The organism is Heliomarina sp., from assembly GCF_052826185.1.
Window position 1 is genome coordinate 216,817 of sequence record NZ_JBRBUI010000027.1, and the last position, 25,332, is coordinate 242,148.

Sequence of the window (25,332 nt, forward strand, 5' to 3'; positions counted from 1 at the left end):
ACTTAGGCGAAGTAGTCGGACAGGATGCGGGAATAGATCCGCTTGAGTTGATGAATCTGCTCGACCGGTACATTTTCATCGACCTGATGCATTGTCTTACCAACTAGCCCGAATTCAACCACGGCGCAGTGATCTTTGACGAAACGCGCGTCCGAGGTGCCGCCTGTTGTCGACAGCACAGGCGTCACGCCGGTTTCAGCCTGAACTGCAGTGGAAACCAGATCGGACAGATCGCCGGGTGGGGTCAGAAAACTTTCGCCCGAGACTTTGATTTCCACGGCGATCTCAACGTCGAATTCAGTGGCGACTTTAGTCGCTTCGTCTTTAAGCCAGGTGCTCAGGCTCTCACCGCTATGGGTGTCGTTGAAACGAATGTTCACCGTCCCCTTGCATTCGGCGGGGATCACGTTGGTGGCCGGGTTACCGGTATCTATGGTGACAATGGCGAGCGTGGAAGGATCGAAATGGTCGGTCCCCTGATCCAGTTCATGGCTGGCGAGCCGGTCCATCAGCCGTGCGATTGCCGGCAACGGGTTCTTGGCGCGATGCGGATAGGCCGAGTGGCCCTGCACGCCGCGCACTGTGAACCATGCGCTCATCGATCCGCGTCGGCCGATCTTGATCATATCGCCCAGGTTTTCGGGGCAGGTGGGTTCGCCGACAAGGCAGACGTTCATCTTTTCACCGGCTTCATCCATGTAGTCGAGGAGGGCGGTGGTGCCATCAAGCGCATCGCCTTCCTCATCGCCGGTGATCGCGAGGATCACAGAACCCTCGGGCGGCGTACTCTGCACGAAATCGACGGCTGCCGCGGCAAAGGCGGCAACGCCGGATTTCATGTCCGTCGCGCCCCGGCCATATAGGATGCCGTCAAGCTCCTCGGCGCCGAAAGGGGCGTGCGTCCAGGCGGATTCGTCGCCTACCGGCACCACGTCGGTATGCCCATTGAAGCCGAATGTCCGGGCATGTCCCTTGTCGCCCCATCGCGCGAACAGGTTGTTGATCCCTCCCCGATTAACCCGTGTGCAGGTGAAGCCCGCACCGCTTAGCAGAGAGTCCAGCACATCCAGCGCACCGCCATCCGCGGGCGTAACAGAGGGGCACCGGATAAGATCGGCGGTAAGTTTGGCGGCGTCGGTATCGGACATGAGACGTTTTCCTTGGTCGTGATCTTGGGGGCGCGGGCGGCGCCGTTTGCCTGACAGTTGGGACGAAATAATCGCAAAGCCAAGCCCTTGGTGTGGAAAACTTCTTAACAGATACAGGTAAACGGTGCTAACATGCTGAAAGAAAACAAATGACCCCAGAGGCGGGGCACCCGAGCAGAAAGCGGCAAAAGCCGCAAGACAGATGATATTCGCGATTCAGGCTCGTGAATAAGCTTTTGTTTACCGGGATGTCCTGTCCAACCGGGCGAGAAACAAGAGCAGATCATGATCTATACCGCGACAGAATTCAAAAGTGTCCCGGCATGGCCGGGAGGCTTTCAATGAGTTGGTTTGCCATCTGTGAAAGCGATGAAAACTGGATCGCACCCGAGGCGCTGGAACAGGCCGAGAGCCTTCTGACACGTGGCTCGATCCTTGTCGAAACCCGATATCCCCAATCCAACAATGCCCGCCCGCTGGTTTTGTTCGACGCTGATGACGACTGGCCGTTCCAGCTTGCGATTCATGCCCTGCCCGGCGGCGCCATCAGTTTTTCGTTGGATCAGGGAAGCGAGGTTCTGCACAAGGTCTTCAACTGTCCCGAGATCGGGCGCGGCGATATTTTGCGTCTCACTTATACTTGGGACGGTCCGCTGCGACAGGGACGCCTTGCCTTCGAAAAGCCGGACCATGGCCAGACGGTGGTGGTGCCGTTTGAAAGCCCGAGCCCCATTCCGCTCTGGCATATGCACCGGCTGATGCAGGGTGGAGAGGGGCGCTATCTTTCGCCGGAAGTCATCTTCATGGCGGCTTCGAGCGAAATAGAGCCGGTCGGGCCGTTGCCGACGCTGATGGCAGATACGCCTGTCGCAACCCCATATGGGTATCGTCCCGTGCAGGATCTCAAGCGCGGTGATCTGGTGATCAGCGGTTCTGGCGACAGCGTGCCGGTTCTTCACAACCTGACCCGGATTTTGCCGGCTCGCGGCAGTTTTGCACCGATCAGGCTTTGCGCGCCCTACTTCGGGCTTGGTCAGGATATCGACGTTTCGCCGATGCAGAGGCTGGTGCTTTCAGGGGCGGAGGTCGAATACCTTTTCGGACATGAATCGGTGCTGGTGCAGGCCGGTCACCTTGCGGGCGGGCCTGCAATTCAGAGACCGGCGCTGCCGCGATTTGTTTCCTATGCTCAACCGATCCTGCCGCAGCAGGAAACGCTGAATGTTGCCGGAACCATCGCCGAAAGTCTTTATGTCGGTCGGTTGCGCCGGAAGCCCCTGAATTTGGCCGCAAGCGCCTTGGCTACGTTTGACCGGAGCACCTTGCCCGAGCATCCGCCGTCTTCGCGTCCGGTTTTGAAATCGCTCGACGCGATCACTTTGGCTGCATATCGCGCAGCCTGAGTCTCTATCGCGCGGCCTGGGAATGTAAAATGGGCGCCGCATAAATGCGACGCCCGACACTGTTTAACTAACGTTACTCTAGATACTGGTTATTACAAAATTTCTGAGTTGATCAGGCGCGTTTGATGGCCCGATATCCTCCGATCAACAGACACGCTCCGACGACGCCGATGACAAGCTGGCCGATCCAGCCACCCAGTGTGCCACCGACCACAGCGACAAGGATAAAGTTCAGAACAAGCGCCCCGACGATCCCGAGAATGATGTTGGTGAGCAGGCCATGATCGGCCTTCATGATCTTTTCAGCGATCCAGCCAGCAAGTGCGCCGACTATAATCGCCGCGAACCATCCGATACCTTCCATCTTGCGCGTCCTTGTGTTCCCTTTTCTGGGCACTCAACGATGCAGAGCAAGAATAGGTTCCAAGGTTTTATACAAAAATCGAAAGATATTTTCTAATACGCGCTGACCGTTAATCCTTGGCGTTTTCTTCGCCAAAAAAGGGTGTCATCTGAGCGATGATGACAGAGTTTTCGTCCAATGCACGTTGCATGAGCGCGCGTTCTTCTTCGTCGATTTCGTGACCGGCGGCCTCGCGTTCGTCAAGCGTTCCATACCCCGTCACATCGAGGGGTGCGGTATCGGCCTGCTTTAGAATCGCGACAGTTTCGCGCACTGCTTCGGCTTCGTCGATGCCGGAGGCAAAACACATGAGCGCGGCGCCGGTCGAGCCTTCGGGCAGGCCGTCACCGGCCTTGCGGCCAATTTGCACCAAAAGCGTATAGACGCTCTGTCTCGACTTTTTTTTGGGTGAATCGCTCATGCGCCCGCCTTATCCCCTTGGTCCAGAAGCGGTCAATAGGCTGACGTTTACTATATGTTAGGCCCAGTTAAGCAAATTCCGCTAAATTTACATAATCATGCCGGAATCGTCTTGTAGTTCCACATGATCAACCTGCGGTGTAAGGCGGGGCGGATCAGAAATGAGGTATAGTTAATGGCAAAGGCTTCCGAACTTCCCATCGATACATCTGCGTCAGCGATGGATATGGCCGATGCCATGTTCGGCTCGGGGATCAATATTCTATCCGCCAACTACACCGGCGCTGCGCATGCCTCGGGGATCTATTCGAATGGTGATACCGTTGCAGCGGAACTGACGCCTTCGGATACGGGTGTCATCCTGTCGACCGGTAAGGCCACGGATATCACTAACAGCAAAGGCGACGTGAATACGTCGGACCGGACCACGACTGAAAACAAGACTGCGGGCGACAGCGATCTGAACGATGTGTCGGGTGTGAAAACCTACGACGCCGCTGTATTCGAGGCGAGTTTCGTGCCTGCGGGTGAAACACTAACCATGCAGGTGGTGTTTTCTTCCGAAGAATATCTCGAATATGTCGGGACGGGGTTCAACGATGCCATGGGTATCTGGGTCAACGGCGTGCAGGCGGAACTGACCGTTGGCAACGGTGACATCACCATCAACAACATCAACGATGAGAGTAACGAAAACCTCTATATCGACAACTCGGACAAGGATGATTCCTACAATACCGAGATGGACGGTTTCACCGTTACGCTGACGCTTAAGGCGCCGGTTACGCCGGGTGAGGTGAACACGATCAAGATCGCCATCGCGGATGGTGGTGACGAGAAATACGACAGTAACCTGCTGATCGCCGGGGATTCGATCCAGACCGCGCTGGTCGCGGGGGATGATACGATCGAGGTGAACGGCGAAAGCGAAACCTTCGATCTACTTGCGAATGATCAGACCAGCGCTGACGGTCAGCTGATTATCACGCATATCAACAACCAGCCGGTTGTGGCTGGCGATATCGTCACCCTGCCGAGCGGCGAGCAGATTCAGCTCAATGCCGACGGGACGGTCACCATCTTCACGGATGAGGACTCGGAAACCAATACCTTTACCTACCAGGTGCAGGACGGCAGCGGGAATACCGATACAGCCTTTGTCGAGATGACCACGGTGCCTTGTCTGGTACAGGGAACGTTAATCGACACGCCGGACGGTCAGGTTCCGGTCGAGGATTTGCGCGTCGGCGATCTGGTGATGACCCGCGATGACGGACCCCAGCCCGTGCGCTGGGCCGGCCGGTCGACACGCGTCGGTACGGGGCGCGATGTCCCCGTCGTATTCCGAGCCGGGGCGCTGGGCGAGCATGAACAGGTTGAGATGTCGCAGAACCACCGCGTGCTGATCAAATCCGGTCGCGCGCAACTCTTGTTCGGAGAGGATGAGATTCTGGTGAAGGCCAAGGATCTGGTGAACGACGATTCGATCCGGATGGGGACGGCGGGCAAGCCGGTCACCTATGTTCACCTGCTGTTTGACAGGCACCAGATCATTCGCGGCAACGGGCTGGAAAGCGAAAGCTATCATCCCGGCCGCGAAACGATGGACAGCTTTGACGCGGAAACGCGGGAAGAGATCCTGCGCCTGATGCCGGAAATCTCGGAGGAAGCGGGAGCGGGGTATGGCCGTGCCGCCCGTCGGTCTCTGAAAAGTTACGAGAGCCGCGCGCTGCTCGACGCCTGATATCCGACTATCGGTTCTGTTAAACGCCCGCCCCCGAGAGGAGGCGGGCGTTTTGCATCAATCGCGCAGAAGCTCGTTGATGCCGGTCTTTGAACGGGTCTTTTCATCGACGCGCTTGACGATCACCGCGCAATAGAGATTGACGTTGTTCTTCGACGGCATCGTACCGGCAACCACAACAGAGTATGGCGGGACTTCGCCATAGAATACGTCGCCGGTTTCACGGTCGACGATCTTGGTGGACTGGCCGAGGAAGACCCCCATGCCAAGCACAGATCCTTCGCGGACGATCACGCCTTCGACCACTTCGGAGCGCGCACCGATAAAGCAGTTGTCTTCGATGATGGTCGGCCCGGCCTGCATCGGCTCGAGCACGCCGCCGATACCGACACCGCCCGACAGGTGTACCCCCTTGCCGATCTGCGCGCAGGACCCAACGGTGGCCCATGTATCGACCATGGTGCCTTCATCGACATAAGCGCCGAGGTTCACAAAGGACGGCATAAGAACGACGCCGGGGGCGATATAGGCTGATTTGCGTACGACGCAGTTCGGAACGGCGCGGAAGCCTGCGGCTTTCCACTGGTTGTCGCCCCAGCCTTTGAACTTGCTGTCGACCTTGTCCCACCAGCCGCCGCCCTGTGGGCCACCGTCCTGCAGTTCCATGTCCTTGATGCGAAAGCCCAGCAGAACGGCTTTCTTCGCCCACTGGTTCACGTGCCAGTCGCCATTGTCATGACGTTCTGCGACGCGCAGCTTGCCCGAGTCCAGCGCGTTCAGCGTGTCCTCGATCGCGTCCCTTGTTTCGCCAGTGGTGGCAGAGGTGATCTGGTCGCGGTTTTCCCACGCGGATTCGATGGCGGTTTCAAGCTGGGCGTTGGACATCGGGTTTTTCCTAAACAGTGGATTTGGTGCCCTATAGCGGGCGTACCGGTTTCAGACAATCTCAGATGGGATCATCCCGCAAATGGATCGGGCGCGATATTGGCGCCGCAGATCAATACGGCAACGCGTTCGCCGGGTTCCGGGGTGTAGGCGCCACTCATGATGGCGGCGAGCGCCGTGGCGCCGGCGGGTTCGACCAGTTGCCGCGCTTCGTGCCAAAGGGCCTGCTGGGCGTCGGTGATAGCTTCGTCCTCGACCAGAACCGACTGCACACCGGTCGAACGGGCAAGATCGAAACAGATCGACCCGATACGACGCGCCCCAAGGGCATTCGCCGCCACGCCCGATACGTCGACATCTACCGGCTCACCCGCCGTCAGCGCGGCTTTCAAAGCGCAAGAGGTCGACGGTTCCACCGCCACGACCTTGCGGGCTCCCTGAAGCCAGCCCATCGCTCCGGCGATCAACCCGCCGCCTCCCACGGCGATCAGGATCGTATCGGCCTGTAATCCCTGTTCTTCCCATTCGCGCATGCATGTGCCTTGCCCGGCCACGGTCCCGGGCGCGTCATAGGCGTGAATCTGCATCGCGCCGGTCTTCGCCTCGTGTTCGCGCGCAAGATCCAGAGCATTGGCATATTCGCCGGGAACCACGCTTAGTTCCGCACCGGTCGCCCGGATCAGGTTGATTTTCGACGGACCGGCCATTTCCGGCACAAAAATATGGGCAGGGTGGCCCAGCGACTTGGCTGCATAGGCCGCCGCTGCCCCATGATTGCCGCCGCTCGCCGCGACGACGCCGGCGTCGGGTACGTCCATCGACAGCAGCGTATTGAAAGCGCCCCGCGCCTTGAACGTGCCGGTATGCTGCATCTGCTCTAGCTTGACGTCGATCGGATACGGCAGGCCAAAGCCGTCAAGCGTTGCGACCGGGGTCCGGATGACATGGCCTTCGATCCGCGCCGCGGCGGCAGATATTTCTGTTTTCCAATCGGTCATCGGCGGCCTCTCTCTGGTCTTGTTGCGGCGAACCCTATAGGGCTGAAATACAGGCGCAACCAAGGAATTGACCGGCATGAACGACGAACACCGCAGCCCCTTTCGCGATGCGCAGATCGACCGCAGGACCGCGCGCGAGGTGCCCGATACGCCCCAGACCCGAGCACCTGCCTATCGGCTGGCCTTTGCGGATGACGACTTTCTGTGCCGGGATGAGCTGCGACCGGTTCGTTTGCAACTTGAGCTGTTGAAGCCGCAGATGCTGCTGGACGAAAACGGGATCGAATCCACCGTGGTTCTTTTCGGTGGGGCGCGCATTCCGGAGCCAGCAGAAAAAGCATCCGCGCGGACCGAGACCCTGGCCGACCTGTCGCGTTTCTATGAAGAGGCGCGTCTCTTCGCCCAGAAGATGACGGAAAAATCGCTGGCGTCAGGCGGGCATACCTGCGTGATCGCAACGGGTGGCGGACCGGGTGTTATGAAGGCGGGCAACCAAGGTGCGGCCGAGGCCGGTGGAAAATCGATCGGTCTGAACATCGTTCTCCCGCATGAGCAGGCGCCCAACGAATATGTCACGCCGGACCTTTGCTTTAACTTCCACTATTTCGCGATCCGCAAGATGCATTTCCTGATGCGAGCCGAAGCGGTTTGCGTTTTTCCCGGCGGATTTGGCACGCTCGACGAAATGTTCGAGGCGCTGACGCTGATCCAGACGGGCCGCATGAAGCGGGTGCCGTTCCTGCTGTTCGGCCGGGCATTCTGGGAGAATATCATCAACTGGCAGGCGCTGGCTGACGCGGGCACTATATCCGATGCCGATCTCGATCTTTTCCAGTTCGTGGAAAGCGCCGACGAAGCGGTGGACATCATCGAAAACTGGGAACCAGCACCGGCGCGCGATCATATCCCGGGCCGCTAGGCTTATTCCGCGTCCAAAACGATTATGGGCCTGATCGGTCAGGCCTGCTCCGCGCTGATTGAAGCTCAGTGCAGGTCGGTAGGGAGCGTGCCCAGATCGGAGCCGTTACGAAGTTGAACGACAAAGCTGCGGCCGTTGTCTTCCTTGATGCCGTAACCAAATCCGGCCAGCCTGAATTTCCACTCGCGGGCCGACAGGCATTTCTTGCGCTCTTCGGTGATGAATTCGAGCAGGGGCGCTTCCAGCGTGTTCTCAATAATCATTTTCCCAATCCTTTTGTTTTGTACCGGAGTCAGGATATGAAAAGGTTCCGGGCCGAATTGGTCCGGCAGCGGGGTCATTTTGCGGCGAGGAGCGGGGCTTTGAGGCATTGTTGCGGCGATGGCAACAAATTGGCCCCAATTATATTAAAGCGAACCGTTCCGGCCGCAGGAATCGCGAAATTCGCCGGAATTGTACTCTAATTCGATCAAATCTAGAAATGATTGTTTCGAGGTCCGGCCGATCAGCACGCTGCGCCCTACTACGACAGAGGGCGTGCCGATCATCGCAAAAACGGCCCGCGCGGCATGGGCGGTCTCCAGCTTCAGGTCCGTTTGCGGTGCCTGCATGTCCCGCCGAAGCTTCTCGAAGTCCAAATCAAAATGTTCGGCAAGCTCGTTTATGGCGACTGGCCCGGGGCGCAGAGGTTTGTGCATGAGATGCTGGTGAACCGGCAGGTATTGCTCCTGATTCCCGGCGGCGATGGCAACCCGCGCGGCATATTCCGACCGCGGCCCGAGCAGCGGCAGGTCCCACCAGACAGGCGTAACTGGCGAGGCACCTTCGGAAAGTTCGATCACAAGATCACTCATCTCGGGGCAGTAGGGGCAATAGTAATCCGTGAAAACCGCCAGCGGCAGTTTTTCCGAGTTTCGGGCGCCGTCAAAAATCGAACACGGATTGCTTCGCAGGTCAGCGCGCAGATTGCGCTGCGCGTCCGATACCCTATCGACCGCAAGCAGGGCGATATCGGTCGCGCCGCTTACCGAGCCGCTGTTGACGATGCGAAAGCCATCCAGCCCCGGAATCGGATCGAATTGGAGCGGCTCAGTGAAGGCCTGGTAAAGCCGTGGCACGCCCCAGACCCAGGCGGCAATGCCACCAAGCAGCAAGAGGTTCCTTCGCTTCAAGGGCTACAGGCCCGCGTCGGCCTCGATCCGGCGGCGCGACTTGCGTTCACGTTCGGTTGCAGATTTCAGCTGGCCACAGGCGGCCATGATATCCTCGCCACGCGGGGTGCGAATTGGCGAGGCATATCCGGCCTTGTAGATGATATCCGCGAAAGCACGGATGCGGTTGTTCGATGACCGTTTGTAGGGTGCGCCGGGCCATTCGTTGAACGGGATCAGGTTGATCTTGGCGGGGATCCCCTCGATCAGCTTGATCAGCCGGCGCGCGTCCTCATCCGTGTCGTTCACCCCGTTCAGCATCACGTATTCAAAGGTGATGCGTTCGGAGTTGCTGACCTTGGGGTAGCTCTTGAGCGCGGCAAGCAGTTCCTCGATGTTCCAGCGCTTGTTGATCGGAACCAGCATATTGCGGGTTTCGTTCGTCGTGGCGTGGAAGGATACGGCCAGCTGACAGCCGATTTCCTGCGCGGTACGGGCGATTTCCGGAACTACGCCGGATGTCGATAGGGTGATCCGGCGGCGCGATAGCTGGATACCTTCGGCATCCATCGCGATCTTCATCGCGTCACGCACGTTTTCGAAGTTGTAGAGCGGTTCGCCCATCCCCATCAGCACGATGTTCGACAAGAGCCGCGTTTCATCCTTGGGCGCGCCTTGCTTGGGCCATTCGCCCAGATCGTCGCGCGCCATCATCACCTGTCCGATGATCTCGCCCGCTGTCAGGTTGCGGACAAGCTTTTGCGTACCGGTGTGGCAGAAGGAACATGTCAGGGTGCAGCCGACCTGTGACGAGATGCAAAGCGTGCCGCGTCCCTCTTCTGGGATATAGACTACTTCGACCTCGTGACCGCCAGCGATTCGCACGAGGTATTTGCGCGTGCCGTCTTCGCTCACCTGTTTGGAGACCACGTCGGGAATTTCGATCACGAAATTCTCCGCCAGTTTGGCGCGGTAATCCTTGGCCAGATTGGTCATCTCGGCGAAATCGCGCACGCCCCACTGGTAGATCCATTGCCAGATCTGGCCGACGCGCATCTTGGCCTGCTTTTCTGGCGTGCCAATTGCGATCAGCGCATCGCGCATGGCATCGCGGGTAAGGCCGACAAGGTTCACCGTTCCCTCCGGCATCTTGCGGGGGATCGTGACAACATCCTGAGTGATCGGCGCCGTAGCGGTCATGGGGTCGGCCTTCATTTCGGGTACAGACCGCCCCTATATAGCATTTGGCGCAGGTTTCAAAACAAACCTGCGCGCGAATGTCTCAGCCGCTTAGTTGGAGCAGCGTTTGTCGGCGTCTTCGGCGGCGGCGGTAAAGCCGAGGAGCGAGAATGTGTCCTTGGTCTGCGTTCCCCGCGAAGACCGCGCGGTCAGCACGGCATCGGTGCCGCGCTTCATCGCAGTGATGATCTGCTTGTCTTCGTCCGCGCTCGCTGGCCATGCCCATTCGCCCTCGGTGAACAGCTCGAACTCGTTGCCCGAAATGTTGAGGTTCACGGTCGAGCCCTCGGCAAACGGATAGCCGCCGGTAAAGGTTACCTGACCCTTCACATTGGCATCAGGGCGGTAGAAGACCATGAGGAGGATATCGCTACGCTTGACCGCGACAACCCGGCCGTCGCGGGTGTTGACGGTTTCCTTGGGTGCCGACACGCTCCAGCACTCACGAGGCTGGCTTTCCTCGAAGACGCTCCAGTCGGTTTCCGTGGCGACGCGGTTAGTGCTCTGTTCCTGTGCGAATGTTGCGTTTGCGGCCATTGCCGCGATGCTCAAGCCTGCAATTGCGCAGACGAGTTTCGATCCCATTGTCCAGCCTCCGACTGTCCTTCACCTCAATACACTTCGTCGGTACGCTCCTGCTCTTGACGAGCCATCTTGGTTGCGTATCCGGTCGCCGGGCGACATACACACCATTAGCGCAATCTTCGCCACTGACGAAAGGGCGATTGGCGGGAAATCGCCAAGAATTGAGGTGTTTCATGGATAGATCGGTTCCTCTGGTTGAAATCTGGCGTGGTGAGCTTCTGGAAAGCCTGCATCGCGGCCATGCGGTCGTCTGTGATGGACGCGGCGATATCGTCGCGTCATGGGGCGATCCCGAGACCGTGATCTATCCGCGGTCGTCGGCGAAAATGATTCAGGGGCTGCCGCTCTTGAGTTCCGGCGCGGCGGATCGCTATGGCCTGAACACCGAGCAACTGGCCTTGGCCTGCGCGTCTCATAATGGTGCCGCGATCCACACCGACAGGGTATCTGCATGGCTCGATCAGCTTGGACTGGGCGAAAGCGATTTTCGCTGCGGACCGCAGGAACCGGCCGATATACCCGCGCGCAACGGTCTGATCCTTGCCGGAGAGGAACCCTGCCAGATCCACAACAACTGTTCGGGCAAACATTGTGGTTTCCTCACGTTGGCACAGTACATGGGCGCAGGTCCGGAATACGTCGAGATCGATCACCCGGTGCAGCAGGCGGCGCTTGCGGCGTTCGAGGAAACCACAGGCGAATCCAGCCCCGGTTATGGCATCGATGGGTGCTCGGCTCCGAATTTCGCGACGTCGTTGCATGGCCTGGCGCGCAGCATGGCGTGGTTTGCAACGGCGTCGGCTCGCAGCGATCAGCAAAGCCAAGGCGCTGTGAGGCTGGTCGAGGCGATGATGAAACACCCTGATCTCGTTGCGGGTGAGGGGCGCGCCTGCACATCGCTGATGCGGGCGATGGGGGGCAAGGTAGCCATCAAGACCGGCGCCGAGGCCGTGTTCATCGCGATCCTGCCGGAACAGCAGCTTGGTGTGGCGCTCAAGATCACGGACGGGGCGACGCGTGCCAGCGAATGTGCCATCGCGGCCATTCTCGTCGGACTTGGTGTGCTCGACGCAGATCATCCGGCGACACGCAGCTACCTTAATGCGCCGATCCTGAACCGGCGTGGCATCGACACCGGGGTGATCCGCGCGACAGAGGCTCTGACGCACGGATTCTGAGACTGGCGGGGCCTACATCTGGATGATTTCGGCGATTTCGACCGACCCGCTACCGTCCATCACCATCGGATTCGACTTTGCGATGGCGCAGGCGGCGTCGATGTCGGCGGCATCCACGATGGTGTAGCCTGAAAGCGGGTTAGGCCCGCCATCGTCGCGGATTTCCTTGTCGGTGACCGTTCTGGACGTACCGACAGGGTTGCCCGGGTCGAGCAGCGCCTTTTGGTTGTCGGTCATCCACTTTTCCCATGCTGCCATGGTGGATTTGATTTCTTCCTCGGATTCCGGGCGTTTCCCGCCGTGATAGGCAAACATAAACTTGGGCATTGAATTGTCCTTTCCTGTTGAAATTAGGGCTCAGTCTAATTTTTTGGGGTCCTGCTCCAGCAGTCGGTCGAGTTTCGGCAACGTCGCCAGCCAGCCGCGGCTGTGGCTCTGGGCTGTTTCCATATCGGGCAGGTCGCGGTGTACGATCGTGAGGCGCGAACCCGTCTCTGTCGCGCTGACCATGAACATGACATGGCTTTCGGTTCCGCGTTGGTCTTCGCCGTCGTGCCAGCCCCAGGTGAAACCGACCGAGCCTTTGCCGTCGGAATCGGGAGGCAGAACGTGGGTGACCTGACCGCTCAACTTGTAGCGGTCGCCGCTTTCGCGCCCATACATGGTACAGGTCCAGGGGCCGGTGCGGGTAAAGTCCATCTGGCAATCTTCCATCCTCAGCCCTTCCGGGCCGAACCACTGCATCAGTTGCGAAGGATCGGTGACAGCGCGCCAGACCCTGTCGACGCTGACGGGGTAGTCGCGGACAAGTTCCAGTTCCTGAATGTCTTTCATGACTGCGTAACCTCTTCGGGATTGAGCGCGAGAAGGTCATCGAGCCGGTCGAGACTTTGTTGCCAGAAGGCACGGTGGTCTATCGTCCAGTTTGCGATCCGGCGCACCGATTCGGGCCGCACCGAATAGTACCGGTGAGTGCCCTCGCTCCGCTGTTCGACAAGCCCGGCCTTGCGCAGGACTTTGAGATGCCGGGAAACAGCGGGTGCGGAAATGTCAAAGCCGTCGACAAGTGTGCCGGCGGGCAGTTCACCCTGATCCATGAGGCGTTCCACCATGCTCAGGCGGGTCGCATCCGACAGGGCGGCAAAGGTTTTTGTCAGGTCTGTCATGACCGAATTATTAACGAAATAGTTAATTAACGCAAGCGTTATATATCTGGCTTGGCAAATTCCGACCGTGCGTAGCCTTGGATAAACAAAAGCGCGCTCAGATCACCGTGGTTGATCCGAACGTCACATTCGGCGGCGACAACCGGCTTTGCGTGCAGCGCTACACCGGTTCCAGCCCGGTTCAGCATGCCCAGATCATTGGCCCCGTCACCCACGGCCAGCACATCGGCTTCGGCGATGCCTAATCGAGTGGTGATATCCTCCAGCGCGTCGACCTTGGCCTGCCGTCCGAGAATCGGCTGCCCCACGGTCCCGGCCAGGGCGCCGTTTTCGACGATCAAGGTATTGGCGCGGTTTTCGTCGAAGCCCAGCCTTTTCGCGACCGAGGCGGTGAAGGCGGTAAAGCCACCGGACACCAGCGCCGCATAGGCTCCGTTCGCGCGCATTGTCGCGACAAGTTCCGGCCCTCCCGGCATCAGCGTGATCCGCTGAGCAAGTACGTCCGCAATGATCCCCTCGGGCAAGCCTTTCATCAGGCCGACCCGTTCAGTCAGCGCCCCTTCGAAATCAAGCTCGCCGTTCATCGCGCGGGCGGTGATTTCCTTCACCCGATCCCCGACACCCGCGACATCCGCAAGCTCGTCAATGCATTCCTGCTGGATCATCGTGCTGTCCATATCGGCCAGCAGCATCTTTTTGCGACGCCCCTGATCTGGCTGCGCGACAAGATCGACGCCCATGCCCTGAAGCTCCTGCCACACGTCCCAGAGGTTCGCCGGTTTCTCCGTGACCTGAAATTCTGCCGCTTCATCAGGGGCCAGCCATTGCGCATCGCCGCCGCCCCAAGCATTGCGCAGCGAATCCACCAGAGCGGGATCAAGAGAGGGGGCGGCAGGATTGGTCAAAAGCGTGACGGCGTACATGTGGCGGTTTCCTATCGGCAACAGAGAAGTCGCTTTTCGGCGATTTAGCGGCGCTTTATCCGCATTTTCCGACTTGTGCCAGCAAAGATACCGCTCTACATGCGGCGGTGGGACACCCCTCCCCAACGAGGGGCGCTTATCTGGAAGGGTAGCTGAAAATGGCTATTGCACAACCGGCAACGCGGCCGGCTAATCCGCGTTTTTCTTCTGGCCCCTGTGCCAAAATCCCCACATTCGATCTGAATAAGCTGGCCGATGCCGCGCTGGGCCGATCGCACCGTGCCGCGGTCGGCAAGGACAAGCTGAAAGCCGCGATCGAAGAGACGCGCGACCTGCTTGGCGTACCGGCTGACTACAAGATCGGTATCGTACCGGCTTCCGACACCGGCGCTTTCGAGATGGCCATGTGGAGCCTGCTGGGCGAGCGCCCCTGCGAGATGCTCGCATGGGAAAGCTTTGGCGCCGGCTGGGTCACCGATGTCGTGAAACAGCTGAAGCTCGATGCCGAGGTCAAGACCGCCGAATATGGCGAGATCGTCGACCTCAGCACCGTCGATTTCAACAAGGACGTCTGTTTCACCTGGAACGGCACCACCTCGGGCGTGCGTGTTCCCAACGGCGATGTGATACCCGCCGACCGTGACGGTCTGACCCTTTGTGACGCGACATCGGCCGCATTCGCGATGAATCTGCCTTGGGACAAGCTCGACGTAACGACTTTCTCTTGGCAGAAAGTGCTGGGTGGCGAAGCGGCGCATGGCATGTTGATCCTCAGCCCCCGCGCCGTCGAACGTCTTGAAAGCTATACGCCCGCATGGCCGCTGCCCAAGATTTTCCGCCTGACCAAGGGTGGCAAGCTGATTGAAGGTATCTTCAAGGGCGAAACCATCAATACGCCGTCCATGCTCGCGGTCGAGGATTACCTCGTAGCGCTTGACTGGGCGCGTTCGGTAGGTGGGCTCAAGGGCATGATCGCCCGCGCCGATGCCAATACCGCCGCGATCACCGGTTTCGTCGAAACCCATGACTGGATTGACTTCCTGGCGACCGATCCGGCCACCCGTTCGAATACCTCGGTCTGCCTGAAGTTCACCGATGACCGGATCGCCGATGGCGCGGCTTTTGCCAAGGCCGTGGCCAAGCGTCTCGCCGATGAGAACATCGCGCTCGACATCGGGGCCTATCGCGATGCACCCGCCGGTCTGCGGGTCTGGTGCGGCTCGACCGTCGAAACCTCGGATATCGAGGCGATGCTGCCTTGGCTCGAATGGGCCTTTGACGCCGAAATCGAAGCGCAAAAGGCCGCGGCCTAAGCGACCGGACCGCTCATCCTGCCACAGCAGGGTGAGTCCCCATTCCCCCATTTTCAAAGGACCATACCCATGGCCCCCCGTGTACTCATCTCTGACAAACTCTCTGCGGCTGCCGTTCAGATCTTCAAGGATCGCGGCATTGACGTGGATTTCCAGCCCGATCTGGGCAAGGACAAGGACAAGCTGGCCGAAGTGATCGGCCAGTACGACGGCCTTGCCATTCGTTCCGCGACCAAGGTGACCGAAAAGATCCTTGAGAACGCCAGCAATCTCAAGGTGATCGGCCGCGCCGGTATCGGTACCGACAACATCGACAAGGACGCTGCCTCCAAGAAGGGCGTCATTGTTATGAACACGCCCTATGGCAACATGATCACCACGGCGGAACACGCCATCGCGATGATGTTCGCCGTGGCGCGCCAGATCCCCGAGGCCAGCGCCTCGACCCACGCGGGTAAATGGGAAAAGTCGAAGTTCATGGGGGTCGAACTGACCGGCAAGACGCTTGGCGTTATCGGCGCGGGCAACATCGGCGGTATCGTCTGCGCCCGTGCGCTGGGGCTTCGGATGAAGGTTGTCGCCTATGACCCCTTCCTCGGCGAAGAAAAGGCTAAGCAGCTTGGCGTCGAAAAGGTCGAGCTGGACGAGCTGCTGGCACGCGCCGATTTCATCACCCTGCACGTGCCGCTGACCGAACAGACCCGCAACATCCTTTCCAAGGAAAACCTTGAAAAGACCAAGAAAGGTGTCCGGATCATCAACTGCGCCCGTGGCGGTCTGGTGGATGAGGCGGCTCTGGCCGAGCTGTTGAAATCCGGCCATGTCGCCGGCGCCGCCTTCGACGTGTTCAGCGAAGAACCCGCAAAGGAGAACCCGCTGTTCAACTTGCCGAACGTGGTCTGCACCCCGCACCTTGGCGCGGCGACCACGGAAGCACAGGAGAATGTCGCGCTTCAGGTGGCCGAGCAGATGTCGAACTACCTGCTTGAAGGCGCCGTTGAAAACGCACTGAACATGCCGTCGATGACCGCCGAGGAAGCCAAGGTCATGGGGCCGTGGGTCACGCTTGCGGGCCATCTGGGCAACTTCATCGGCCAGCTGACCGACGAACCGATCAAGGCCATCAATATCCTCTATGACGGTTCGGTTTCCAAGATGAACCTTGCCGCGCTGAACTGCGGCGTGGTGGCTGGCATCATGAAAAAAGCCAATCCAGACGTTAACATGGTTTCGGCACCTGTCGTTGCCAAGGAACGTGGCATCAAGATCAGCACGACCAATCAGGACAAGTCCGGCGCATTCGACGGCTACATGAAGGTTACCGTCGTCACCGAAAAACGTGAACGTTCGATTGCGGGCACCGTGTTCTCGGACGGCAAGCCGCGCTTCATTCAGATCAAAGGCATCAATATCGACGCCGAAATCGGGTCGCACATGCTCTACACGACCAACAAGGACGTGCCCGGCATTATTGGTACACTTGGTCTTACCATGGGCGAAGGCGGCGTGAACATCGCCAACTTTACGCTGGGCCGTTCGGCTGAGAAGGGCGAAGCGATTGCACTGCTTTACGTCGACGCGCCGGTTCCGGGCGAGGTGCTGAAAAAGCTCGAAGAGACCGGGAAATTCCAGCAGGTCAAACCGCTGGCGTTCGACGTCGCCTGACGTCGTCAGAGCTCAGTAACGGAAATGGCCCCGCTGATCCCGGGGCCATTTTTTTTACGCCGTCATGGCAATAGCATTGCGGTTACGTACCACCACCGCCGCGAACACCAGCATGTTCAGCACGGACAGGATCGAGCCGAGCTTGGCCAGTGTTTCGCCGTGGCCCTGGATGGCCATCGCGATACCCGGCACGATGAGAACAAGCCCACTAACGGCAAGCGCGAAATGCACCTGCGGAAGCATCCCTTCAGCCGCGTCCGGCACGAGATGGTAGTAGAAGGCGAAAATCGAAAAGCTGACCCATCCCAGAAGGTTCAGATGCGCATGGGCTGGCGACAAGAGATGGTCATGCGTCGCGCTCATCTGAATGCCCCAAACCATCCCGATCAGGACCGAGGCGACGCCGAGAATAAAGAACCAGAATGAAATCGACTTCATAAATATTTCCTTACATTGAACATGGACCCTGCAAAGCGGCATCCATGATGTTCTTAAAAAGCCTTGCGCCTTAGTGCGTTACGGCAAGGAGAAGGTAGATCCAATATTAGGTGAGATCCGCTGAGGCTGTGAAATCGATATTTTATATGATATTTATTGATATCATGAATTTATATGCGTTCGACCTTAACCTGCTGCGCGTCCTTGATGCGCTTTTGCTCGAAGGATCCACCGTCAGGGCGGGGGAACGCATCGGGCTGAGCCAGCCAGCCGTTTCTTCGGCACTGGGGCGTCTGAGAGCGGCCTTGGATGATCCGCTTTTTGTTCGTAACGGGCAGCGGCTCGAGCCGACGGTATACGCGCTTTCTCTCGCCCGGCCCCTGCGTGACACGCTGGACAATATCGAGACGATGATTGCCGGTCCTGAAAGCTTCGATCCTGCCACGGCCAGCGAGACCTTCAAGATTTCCGGTAGTGATTTCTTTGCCGAAATGCTGATGCCTGCGCTGGGCGAACGTCTGTCCCGCGTCGGTCCCGACATCCGGGTTCAGCTTGTCGATCTGGTGCCCGACAATTTCGTCGGCAAGCTGGAAAGCCACGAAGTGGACATGGCGCTGATCCCGGCGCTGGACCACCCCGGCTGGGTCGACTGGGAACCGATGTTCCGGTCGTGCTTTGTCTTGATCGCACGGCAAGATCACTCGGTCCTGCGCGCGCATGGGGTGCAACCGGGCGACAAGGTGCCGATGGACCTCTTCTGCGACCTCGGCCATATCCTGTTTTCGCCCGAGGGGAACCTGAAGGCGATGGGGGACGCAGCGCTAGCCAAAGTCGGCCGGGAGAGGCGCGTGGTCATGACGATGCCGGTATTCTACGGAGTCTGCCGGGCCGTGTCCGCCAGCGATCATGTGGCGCTGATGCCGGCGCAGATGGCCTACAAGCTGCGGGATACCCTCGGGATCGACGCCTATATTCCGCCCATGCCGATACCGGCGGCGCAGATCGGGATGATTTGGCACAAACGGGCGACAAACGCGCCCGCGCATCGCTGGATGCGGGCACAGATCGCAGATCTGCTGAAACCGCTGGATGATGCCGAGGCTTTCGAGGCCGGAGGCTGATCCCGGCCCACCCGTGGTGGACCTTGCCCGCCTGCTGTGAAACAGTTCGCGAAAGATAAAAGAGACAGGTGTTTGGGTGAACGATCCACTTTACGCGATTGGCGATATCCACGGGCAGATCGAGCTGCTGGAACAGGCTCTGGAATGGGTCAACGCAGACGGCGGGCCTAATGCGCGCATCGTTTTTCTTGGCGATCTCGTCGATCGGGGCCCGGATTCCAAGGGCGTGATCGACAGGTTGATGGCCGGGCAGGCGGACGGGATGCCATGGCAGGTGCTGATGGGCAATCATGACCGCATGTTCGCCCGGTTCCTGAGCGACGGCGCCGTGCATGATCCTAGGATCAAATCCGGTATCGGCTGGCTGAATCCGCGCCTTGGCGGACCCGCGACGCTTTTGTCCTACGGCGTCAAGGGTGCCGAGCGTCGCCCGCGTGAGGCGCTGGTTGAAGAGGCCCGTGAAATGGTGCCGGAAACTCATCTCGGTTTTCTGCAGGGTCTGCCGAAGTATATTGAGCGAGAGGGGAAACTTTTCGTCCATGCGGGGCTTCGTCCCGGAGTCGCGCTGAGCGATCAGGATCCCGATGATCTGCTCTGGATCCGCGAAGGGTTTCTCGAAGAAAAAGCGCCTTATCCCTGGCTGGTGGTCCATGGTCATACGGCGCTGGACATGCCGTTTCATTATGGCAACCGGGTTAATCTCGACGGTGGTGGCGGTTACGGGCGGACGATTTATCCTGCGGTTTTTGAAGGTGAGGATTGCTGGCTGCTGGACGAACAGGGGCGGCTGCCGCTGGTGCCCTGAGGCAAAAAGACAGGGGGCTCTGCCCCATCCGCGCGGGCGCGCGGATTCCCCGGGATATTTTTTAACCCAAAGAAGCAGGATCAGTCCCAGAGATCGGTGGATAGATATTTCAGCCCGCTGTCGCAGATGATGACGCCGATGGTGCCGCCTTTTTCCGGGCCTCTGAGCAGGTCGAGAGCGGCGGCAACATTGGCTCCGGCGGAGAAACCAGCGAAGATGCCGAGACTTTGTGCGAGGGTTCTGGCGGTATCGCGTGCGGTTGAGCCATTGACAGCGACGTAACCATCGACTGGGGTGTCAATGAGTTGCTGCAATTCGTGCATGGCGTAACCGCCGCCCTGAATCGGGTGGGCGGGATGACTGATTTTTCCGCCGGAAAGTGCGGCCGCCCCTTCTGGTTCGCAGAGATAGCCGCGCAGGTTAGGGTTCAGGTCTTTAAGCGCTGTGATGGTGCCGGCGTAGGTGCCCCCGGACCCGGCGAAATCGACAAAGGCGGTCAGCGTTTCGTCTGAGTCGCGCCAGAGCTCTGGTCCCGTAGTCCGGCGGTGCGCTTCGGCGTTGCCGGGGTGGTTGAACTGATCGGCGCGGAAGGCCGAGCGGGCTTCGGTCACCTCTTGCGCACGTGTTTCCACGACAGCTAGATCCTCGCCCGAGACCTGTCCCGGCTGGCTGCCGGGGGCCTGATCAACGAGGATGACCTCGGCCCCGAGGGCTTTCATCATCCGCGCCCGTTCGGGGGAATTGCCTCGGCTCATCACGGCGATGAACGGGTGGCCCAGTTGGCCGCAGACGATGGCCAGACCGGTTCCCATGTTGCCGGATGTGAGTTCCACCACGGTCTGGCCCGGGCGGAGGCTCCCATCGGCGCGGGCGGCCCGGATGATGCCCAGTGCGGCACGGTCCTTTTTGGAAAAGCCGGGGTTCAGGTAGTCGAGCTTGGTGAGGATCCGTCCCTCGACCCGCTTTTCCGTGGTCAGCCGGTCGAGCCAGAGGGAAGGGGTGTTGCCGATGAGATCGAGGATCGAGGTCGCCGTCATGTCCAGTCGAGCACCACTTTGCCACTTTGTCCGGATTTCATCGCGGCAAAGCCCTCTTCGAATTCATCGACCTTGAAGTGATGGGTAATAACGCCCGAGACATCGAGTCCGTTCTGGAGCATCGCGATCATCTTGTACCATGTCTCGAATATTTCGCGGCCATAGACGCCCTTGATCGTGATCGCCTTGAAGACGATGCGCGACCAGTCGACGGGGGATTTTCCCGGCGGGATGCCCAGCATCGCGATGCGACCGCCCATGGTCATCGCCTCGACCATCTGATCCAGCGCGGTCTGGTTGCCGGACATTTCCAGCCCCACGTCAAAGCCCTGTTTCATCTTGAGATCCGAGATCGTTTTGGCAAGGTCTTGCTCGGCGACATTGACGGGGGTGACATCGGCGACCTTGGCGGCCAGTTCCAACCGCGCGGGATTAACATCTGTGATTACCACGTGGCGCGCACCCACGTGCCGCGCGACCGCTGCTGCCATGATGCCGATGGGGCCTGCGCCGGTGATCAGCACGTCCTCGCCTACGAGATCGAAGGACAGTGCGGTGTGGACGGCGTTGCCGAGCGGGTCGAGAATCGCGCCGATTTCATCCGGGATATCGTCGGGCAGGGGCACCACGTTGAAGGCAGGCAGGCGCAGGTATTGGGCGAAGGCGCCCTGTTCGTTGACGCCAATGCCGCGCGTGGCTGGGTCGAGGTGAAACTTGCCCGCCCGGCTCTGGCGCGAGGATTTCCCGATCAGGTGGCCTTCGCCAGAGCAGCGCTGGCCGATTTCGAGACCTTCGACATTACGCCCGATCTCGACGATTTCGCCAGCGAACTCGTGGCCGGTTATCAGAGGGACGGGAACGGTGTTCTGCGCCCATTCATCCCAGTTCCAGATATGGATGTCCGTGCCGCAGATGCCGGTGGCGTTGATGCGGATCAGCACGTCTTCGGGGCCAATTTCCGGCACCGGGGCATGGGTCATCCAGAGACCCTCGCGGGCGTGAAGTTTCGACAGGGCTTTCATTTCGTTTTTCATGAGATGTCTCTTTGTTCCAGTGCGAGCCAGGTCCAGGTCACACCGGTCTGCCGGTTATGTTCCTGCCGCGAATCGGTTTCTATGCGTTGGATCAGCTCAAAGCCTGCGCGCTCGGCGCGGTCGATTTCCTGTTCTGTCGACAGAGGCTCGACAGGTTGACCTTTTGGCAGCGGCCCGTGGCGCAGCGAAATCAGGACACGTCCGCCCGCGCAGGTGAGTTCGGCCAGTCGCTTCATGGCCGCTTCCCGCGAGTTCTCATTGAGATGATGCCAGACGGCGTTTACGAAGATGAGGTCGAATGTGCGGTTATCAAGCGTCGTTAGATCCGGCAGGGTGTCCGACACCCATTCCACCCGGTCGCCATGCCGGGCAATTCCGGCCTTACGCAAACCCTGCGTCGGCTCGACGGCGGTTACGCTGTGTCCCCGCGCTGCCAGCCAAGCCGCGTCTCGACCGGTCCCCGCACCGATATCGGCGATGCGGGCAGGCGCGTCGGGAAGCAGCCGGGCGAGCGGCGCAAAAACCGCGTCCGCATCGACGGATTCATAGCGCTCGGCAAGCTGTTCGGCATTCTCTGCGTAGATCCGAAGGGCTTCGTTCCCGGTGTACATCAGATCACCCCGGTCGCCTTCCCGGCCGTGGCAAAGGCATCAAGGGCACGGTCGAGTTCTTCGCGGGTGAGGGCCGCGTTCATCTGGGTTCTGATCCGGGCCTGTCCGCGTGGCACGACGGGAAAGAAAAAGCCCGAGACATAGACGCCTTCTTCGAACAGCCGGTTCGCCATGTCCTGTGCCAGTTGCGCTTCTCCAAGCATCACCGGGATAATCGGGTGTTCGCCGGGCAGAAGGTCGAACCCGAGATCGGTCAGCCCCTCGCGCCAGTATTTCGCGTTTTCGAACAGCCGGGCGCGAAGATCGTCGCCCTCTTGCACCAGACGCAGCGCCTCGAGCCCGGCAGCGACGATGGCGGGGGGCAGCGAGTTGGAAAACAGGTAGGGCCGTGCACGCTGGCGCAGCAGGTCGATCACTGGTTGCGGCCCGGCAACATAGCCGCCGATTGCGCCGCCCAGTGCCTTGCCCAGTGTTCCAGTCAAGATATCCACGCTGACGCCCGCATGGGCCGGGGTGCCTTCGCCTTTCGGCCCCATGAAGCCTGTGGCATGGCAATCGTCCACCATGACAATGGCGTCGTACTTATCTGCCAGCGCGCGGATTTCGCCAAGCTTGGCAAGGTAGCCGTCCATCGAGAAGACGCCATCTGTGGCGATCATGATATGGCGCGCACCGTCGGCTTTCGCAGCCTTTAGTTGGGCTTCGAGATCGTCCATGTCGGAATTGGCATAGCGGTATCTTTTCGCTTTGCAGAGCCTGATACCGTCGATGATCGAGGCATGGTTCAGTGCGTCAGAGATCACCGCATCCTCGGTGCCAAGCAATGGTTCGAACAGGCCGCCATTGGCATCGAAGCAGGCCGCGAAAAGGATCGAATCCTCCATGCCGAGGAATTTTGCCAGCGCTTGTTCAAGCTCGCGGTGGATATCCTGCGTGCCACAGATGAACCGGACCGAGGCCATGCCGAATCCCTTTGGTTCCATCGCCGCCCGGGCCGCCGCGATGAGGTCCGGATGATCGGCCAGCCCAAGGTAGTTATTGGCGCAGAGGTTGATGACATTGCGCCCGTTCACGGTGATCTCGCCACCTTGGGGTGAGGTGATCAGACGTTCGCGCTTGGTCAGCCCCTCGGCTTCGATCTCGTCAAGCGTGTTCGAAATATGGGATAGAAATTCGCTGGGCATCGGGCAGGTCTCCTTTGCCCGACCCTTACCATGGCCCAAGTGATTCCTGAAAGAAGGATTTCCGGTTTAACGGAAAAATTCCTGTAAGACGGATTTTCAGGCATTCTTGACGATTAGTAATGCCCTTGCCGGTGATCCGGCGGATTGGATGCTATGGGGGACATCTGCTGCGTAACGGGCCGTATCGCCCTGTGACAGGGTCGATTCCGCATTGCCCGAGGTCACGAGAACTTCGCCGCTGATCACTGTAAGTTGTTCGGTGGCGCCGCGGGTGTGTGGCTGGCTTCTGAGGGCGCCGCCCTCCGTAAAGATCAGCTCATACACTTCGTGATGGCCGGCCTCTTCGGGTGGAGAGAGGATACGAATCCGGCAGCCCTCTCCCATGTTTTCGATGGTCGGGGCCTCTTCGGCGCGAATGACGTCGATGCGGTCGCGGGTCTTTTCCGAGTCAAGCAGACCGGCGAAATCCACCTGAAGGGCGCGGGTCAGGTTCCAAAGCGTCGATATGGTCGGGCTGCTTTCGCCACGTTCGATCTGGCTCACCATTGACCGCGACACGCCGGACAAGTTCGCCACGGCCTCAAGCGACAGGCCCTTGGCGCGGCGCGCTTCTTTAAGCCGGGCTGGCAGGCGGTTCAGGATATCGTCGGTGTTTTCCGTCATGACGGATTGATGAAAGCGAAAGTGACGTATTGTCAATTCAACAATCCCCGGATTGCGCTGGAATGCCAAAACTTCTGCGCGCATATTCCCCGCGAGGATTTTGAAAGGGAGTAAAGCTATGACTGATGTCGTTATTCTGGACGGTGCCCGCACCGCGATCGGGACCTTCGGAGGCGCCCTGTCCAGCGTGGCCCCGATTGATCTGGCCACCGTCGTGACCGAAGCCGCGCTTGAACGCTCGGGCGTCGAGGGCGGGCAGATCGGCCATGTCGTCTTTGGCCACGTGATCAACACCGAACCGCGCGACATGTACCTGAGCCGCGTTGCCGCGATGCAGGCCGGTATCCCTGAAACCACCCCGGCGATGAACGTCAACCGTCTGTGTGGTTCCGGCGCGCAGGCGATTGTGTCGGCCATTCAGAACCTGATGCTAGGCGATGCGGACTTCGCTCTCGCCGGTGGGGCCGAGGCGATGTCCCGTAGCCCCTATATCGTGCCCTCGGCCCGCTGGGGGCAGAAGATGGGTGATGTGAAATCGCTCGACATGATGCTGGGTGCGCTCAACTGCCCCTTTGGCACCGGCCACATGGGCGTCACGGCGGAAAACGTCGCCTCGGAACACCAGATCACCCGCGAAGATCAGGACGCCTTCGCGCTGACCTCGCAGACCCGCGCGGCCAAGGCTATCGAGGCGGGCTATTTCGAAAGCCAGATCGCGCCGGTCGACGTGATGGTCAAGCGCGAGAAAGTGCCCTTCAAGGTCGATGAGCACCCCAAGAAGACCAGCGCCGAGGCGCTTGCCGGGTTGCGGCCTGCGTTCCAGAAAGACGGTACCGTCACGGCGGGCAACGCAAGCGGCATCAATGATGGCGCAGGGGCCATCGTCCTCGCCAGCGCATCCGCTGCGGAAAAGGCCGGTCTCAAGCCGCGCGCCCGCGTGCTGGGGTACGCCCATTCCGGCGTGCGTCCCGAAGTCATGGGTGTCGGTCCGATCCCGGCCGTTCAGAACCTGCTCAAGAAAACCGGTCTGAGCGTCGAGGATTTCGACGTCATCGAAAGCAACGAAGCCTTTGCCGCGCAGGCCATCGCGGTGAACCGCGAACTGGGTCTGGATACCGACAAGGTGAACCCTAACGGCGGTGCCATCGCGCTGGGACACCCGGTGGGCGCGACCGGTGCCCTGATCACGATCAAGGCACTTTACGAGCTTGAGCGGATTGGTGGCTCGAAAGCGATCATCACAATGTGCATCGGCGGCGGTCAGGGCATCGCCCTTGCCATCGAGCGTATCTGATGTCG

General features: G+C 59.7%; 28 protein-coding genes. 9 read left to right on the plus strand and 19 right to left on the minus strand.

Going from position 1 to position 25,332, the window contains the following annotated elements; translation table 11 throughout:
• Positions 1-2 precede the first annotated feature (2 nt).
• Positions 3-1,148 (minus strand): succinyl-diaminopimelate desuccinylase, encoded by a 1,146-nt coding sequence (dapE, locus tag ACU0FH_RS09840; protein WP_446194442.1) that lies wholly within the window; start codon positions 1,146-1,148, stop codon positions 3-5.
• Between the two features lie 341 nt (positions 1,149-1,489).
• Here dapE and ACU0FH_RS09845 point away from each other — a divergent pair, with 341 nt between their 5' ends.
• Positions 1,490-2,551 carry a Hint domain-containing protein gene (locus ACU0FH_RS09845; protein ID WP_446194443.1) on the plus strand — a complete coding sequence of 354 codons (1,062 nt, stop codon included), beginning with the start codon at positions 1,490-1,492 and terminating at the stop codon, positions 2,549-2,551.
• A 112-nt stretch (positions 2,552-2,663) separates the two neighbouring features.
• On the opposite strand, the gene ACU0FH_RS09850 is transcribed toward ACU0FH_RS09845, so the two are convergent.
• Both ACU0FH_RS09850 and ACU0FH_RS09855 read right to left on the minus strand, forming a co-directional pair.
• The gene (locus ACU0FH_RS09850) at positions 2,664-2,915 is read right to left on the minus strand and encodes a GlsB/YeaQ/YmgE family stress response membrane protein (protein WP_446194444.1); all 252 of its coding nucleotides are present in this window, start codon (positions 2,913-2,915) and stop codon (positions 2,664-2,666) included.
• Between the two features lie 109 nt (positions 2,916-3,024).
• Positions 3,025-3,375, minus strand: a complete 351-nt coding sequence (locus tag ACU0FH_RS09855; protein WP_446194445.1) for a hypothetical protein — start codon at positions 3,373-3,375, stop codon at positions 3,025-3,027.
• 174 nt (positions 3,376-3,549) lie between these two features.
• Between ACU0FH_RS09855 and ACU0FH_RS09860 the strand changes: the two genes are divergently transcribed.
• Positions 3,550-5,118 carry a choice-of-anchor L domain-containing protein gene (locus ACU0FH_RS09860; RefSeq protein WP_446194446.1) on the plus strand — a complete coding sequence of 523 codons (1,569 nt, stop codon included), beginning with the start codon at positions 3,550-3,552 and terminating at the stop codon, positions 5,116-5,118.
• A gap of 57 nt (positions 5,119-5,175) precedes the next feature.
• On the opposite strand, the gene dapD is transcribed toward ACU0FH_RS09860, so the two are convergent.
• Positions 5,176-6,003: a 2,3,4,5-tetrahydropyridine-2,6-dicarboxylate N-succinyltransferase gene (dapD, locus tag ACU0FH_RS09865; protein WP_446194447.1), complete on the minus strand. Its 828-nt coding sequence runs from the start codon at positions 6,001-6,003 to the stop codon at positions 5,176-5,178.
• A gap of 71 nt (positions 6,004-6,074) precedes the next feature.
• A complete protein-coding gene (locus tag ACU0FH_RS09870) occupies positions 6,075-7,001 on the minus strand; it encodes a threonine/serine dehydratase (RefSeq protein WP_446194448.1) in 927 nt (308 codons plus the stop codon).
• Positions 7,002-7,077: 76 nt separating this feature from the next.
• Here ACU0FH_RS09870 and ACU0FH_RS09875 point away from each other — a divergent pair, with 76 nt between their 5' ends.
• Positions 7,078-7,920: an LOG family protein gene (locus ACU0FH_RS09875; RefSeq protein ID WP_446194449.1), complete on the plus strand. Its 843-nt coding sequence runs from the start codon at positions 7,078-7,080 to the stop codon at positions 7,918-7,920.
• Positions 7,921-7,985: 65 nt separating this feature from the next.
• Here the strand turns inward: ACU0FH_RS09875 and ACU0FH_RS09880 are convergent, their stop codons facing one another.
• The 4 genes from ACU0FH_RS09880 to ACU0FH_RS09895 all read right to left on the minus strand — a co-directional run bounded on the left by ACU0FH_RS09880 (position 7,986) and on the right by ACU0FH_RS09895 (position 10,895).
• Complete coding sequence (locus ACU0FH_RS09880) at positions 7,986-8,183, minus strand: hypothetical protein (RefSeq protein WP_446194450.1); 198 nt, start codon at positions 8,181-8,183, stop codon at positions 7,986-7,988.
• Positions 8,184-8,327: 144 nt separating this feature from the next.
• On the minus strand, positions 8,328-9,092 hold the full coding sequence (locus tag ACU0FH_RS09885; RefSeq protein ID WP_446194451.1) for a DsbA family protein: 765 nt from the start codon (positions 9,090-9,092) through the stop codon (positions 8,328-8,330).
• 3 nt (positions 9,093-9,095) lie between these two features.
• Positions 9,096-10,271 (minus strand): 23S rRNA (adenine(2503)-C(2))-methyltransferase RlmN, encoded by a 1,176-nt coding sequence (gene rlmN / locus ACU0FH_RS09890; protein WP_446194452.1) that lies wholly within the window; start codon positions 10,269-10,271, stop codon positions 9,096-9,098.
• A 90-nt stretch (positions 10,272-10,361) separates the two neighbouring features.
• Complete coding sequence (locus ACU0FH_RS09895; RefSeq protein WP_446194453.1) at positions 10,362-10,895, minus strand: invasion associated locus B family protein; 534 nt, start codon at positions 10,893-10,895, stop codon at positions 10,362-10,364.
• 173 nt (positions 10,896-11,068) lie between these two features.
• Between ACU0FH_RS09895 and ACU0FH_RS09900 the strand changes: the two genes are divergently transcribed.
• The gene (locus ACU0FH_RS09900; RefSeq protein WP_446194454.1) at positions 11,069-12,073 is read left to right on the plus strand and encodes an asparaginase; all 1,005 of its coding nucleotides are present in this window, start codon (positions 11,069-11,071) and stop codon (positions 12,071-12,073) included.
• A gap of 12 nt (positions 12,074-12,085) precedes the next feature.
• On the opposite strand, the gene ACU0FH_RS09905 is transcribed toward ACU0FH_RS09900, so the two are convergent.
• Genes ACU0FH_RS09905 through serB form a run of 4 tightly spaced genes read right to left on the minus strand, consistent with a single transcriptional unit; the run spans position 12,086 to position 14,162 of the window.
• Positions 12,086-12,400: a YciI family protein gene (locus tag ACU0FH_RS09905; RefSeq protein ID WP_446194455.1), complete on the minus strand. Its 315-nt coding sequence runs from the start codon at positions 12,398-12,400 to the stop codon at positions 12,086-12,088.
• Positions 12,401-12,430: 30 nt separating this feature from the next.
• Entirely contained in the window at positions 12,431-12,907 is a 477-nt protein-coding gene (locus ACU0FH_RS09910) for an SRPBCC family protein (RefSeq protein WP_446194456.1), read from the minus strand.
• On the minus strand, positions 12,904-13,239 hold the full coding sequence (locus ACU0FH_RS09915; protein ID WP_446194457.1) for an ArsR/SmtB family transcription factor: 336 nt from the start codon (positions 13,237-13,239) through the stop codon (positions 12,904-12,906). The genes ACU0FH_RS09910 and ACU0FH_RS09915 overlap by 4 nt, the downstream gene beginning before the upstream one ends.
• Before the next feature lie 38 nt (positions 13,240-13,277).
• Positions 13,278-14,162 (minus strand): phosphoserine phosphatase SerB, encoded by an 885-nt coding sequence (gene serB, locus ACU0FH_RS09920; protein WP_446194458.1) that lies wholly within the window; start codon positions 14,160-14,162, stop codon positions 13,278-13,280.
• Between the two features lie 158 nt (positions 14,163-14,320).
• Here serB and ACU0FH_RS09925 point away from each other — a divergent pair, with 158 nt between their 5' ends.
• Complete coding sequence (locus ACU0FH_RS09925; protein ID WP_446194459.1) at positions 14,321-15,475, plus strand: phosphoserine transaminase; 1,155 nt, start codon at positions 14,321-14,323, stop codon at positions 15,473-15,475.
• Positions 15,476-15,544: 69 nt separating this feature from the next.
• Positions 15,545-17,140, plus strand: a complete 1,596-nt coding sequence (gene serA / locus ACU0FH_RS09930; protein ID WP_446194460.1) for a phosphoglycerate dehydrogenase — start codon at positions 15,545-15,547, stop codon at positions 17,138-17,140.
• A 54-nt stretch (positions 17,141-17,194) separates the two neighbouring features.
• On the opposite strand, the gene ACU0FH_RS09935 is transcribed toward serA, so the two are convergent.
• Positions 17,195-17,578 (minus strand): hypothetical protein, encoded by a 384-nt coding sequence (locus ACU0FH_RS09935; protein WP_446194461.1) that lies wholly within the window; start codon positions 17,576-17,578, stop codon positions 17,195-17,197.
• 164 nt (positions 17,579-17,742) lie between these two features.
• Between ACU0FH_RS09935 and ACU0FH_RS09940 the strand changes: the two genes are divergently transcribed.
• Entirely contained in the window at positions 17,743-18,699 is a 957-nt protein-coding gene (locus tag ACU0FH_RS09940; RefSeq protein ID WP_446194462.1) for a LysR family transcriptional regulator, read from the plus strand.
• A 76-nt stretch (positions 18,700-18,775) separates the two neighbouring features.
• Positions 18,776-19,504, plus strand: coding sequence for a metallophosphoesterase (locus ACU0FH_RS09945; RefSeq protein ID WP_446194463.1), 729 nt, complete (start codon positions 18,776-18,778; stop codon positions 19,502-19,504).
• A gap of 80 nt (positions 19,505-19,584) precedes the next feature.
• On the opposite strand, the gene ACU0FH_RS09950 is transcribed toward ACU0FH_RS09945, so the two are convergent.
• From ACU0FH_RS09950 to ACU0FH_RS09970, 5 genes are all read right to left on the minus strand, one after another.
• Positions 19,585-20,541 (minus strand): PLP-dependent cysteine synthase family protein, encoded by a 957-nt coding sequence (locus tag ACU0FH_RS09950; protein WP_446194464.1) that lies wholly within the window; start codon positions 20,539-20,541, stop codon positions 19,585-19,587.
• Positions 20,538-21,575: an L-threonine 3-dehydrogenase gene (tdh, locus tag ACU0FH_RS09955; protein ID WP_446194465.1), complete on the minus strand. Its 1,038-nt coding sequence runs from the start codon at positions 21,573-21,575 to the stop codon at positions 20,538-20,540. Before tdh ends, ACU0FH_RS09950 begins: the two co-directional genes overlap by 4 nt.
• Complete coding sequence (locus ACU0FH_RS09960) at positions 21,572-22,186, minus strand: class I SAM-dependent methyltransferase (protein WP_446194466.1); 615 nt, start codon at positions 22,184-22,186, stop codon at positions 21,572-21,574. Before ACU0FH_RS09960 ends, tdh begins: the two co-directional genes overlap by 4 nt.
• Positions 22,186-23,370: a glycine C-acetyltransferase gene (locus ACU0FH_RS09965; protein WP_446194467.1), complete on the minus strand. Its 1,185-nt coding sequence runs from the start codon at positions 23,368-23,370 to the stop codon at positions 22,186-22,188. Before ACU0FH_RS09965 ends, ACU0FH_RS09960 begins: the two co-directional genes overlap by 1 nt.
• Positions 23,371-23,466: 96 nt before the next feature.
• Positions 23,467-24,033, minus strand: coding sequence for a helix-turn-helix domain-containing protein (locus ACU0FH_RS09970; RefSeq protein WP_446194468.1), 567 nt, complete (start codon positions 24,031-24,033; stop codon positions 23,467-23,469).
• A gap of 118 nt (positions 24,034-24,151) precedes the next feature.
• Between ACU0FH_RS09970 and ACU0FH_RS09975 the strand changes: the two genes are divergently transcribed.
• A complete protein-coding gene (locus ACU0FH_RS09975; protein WP_446194469.1) occupies positions 24,152-25,327 on the plus strand; it encodes an acetyl-CoA C-acyltransferase family protein in 1,176 nt (391 codons plus the stop codon).
• Positions 25,328-25,332: the final 5 nt, after the last annotated feature.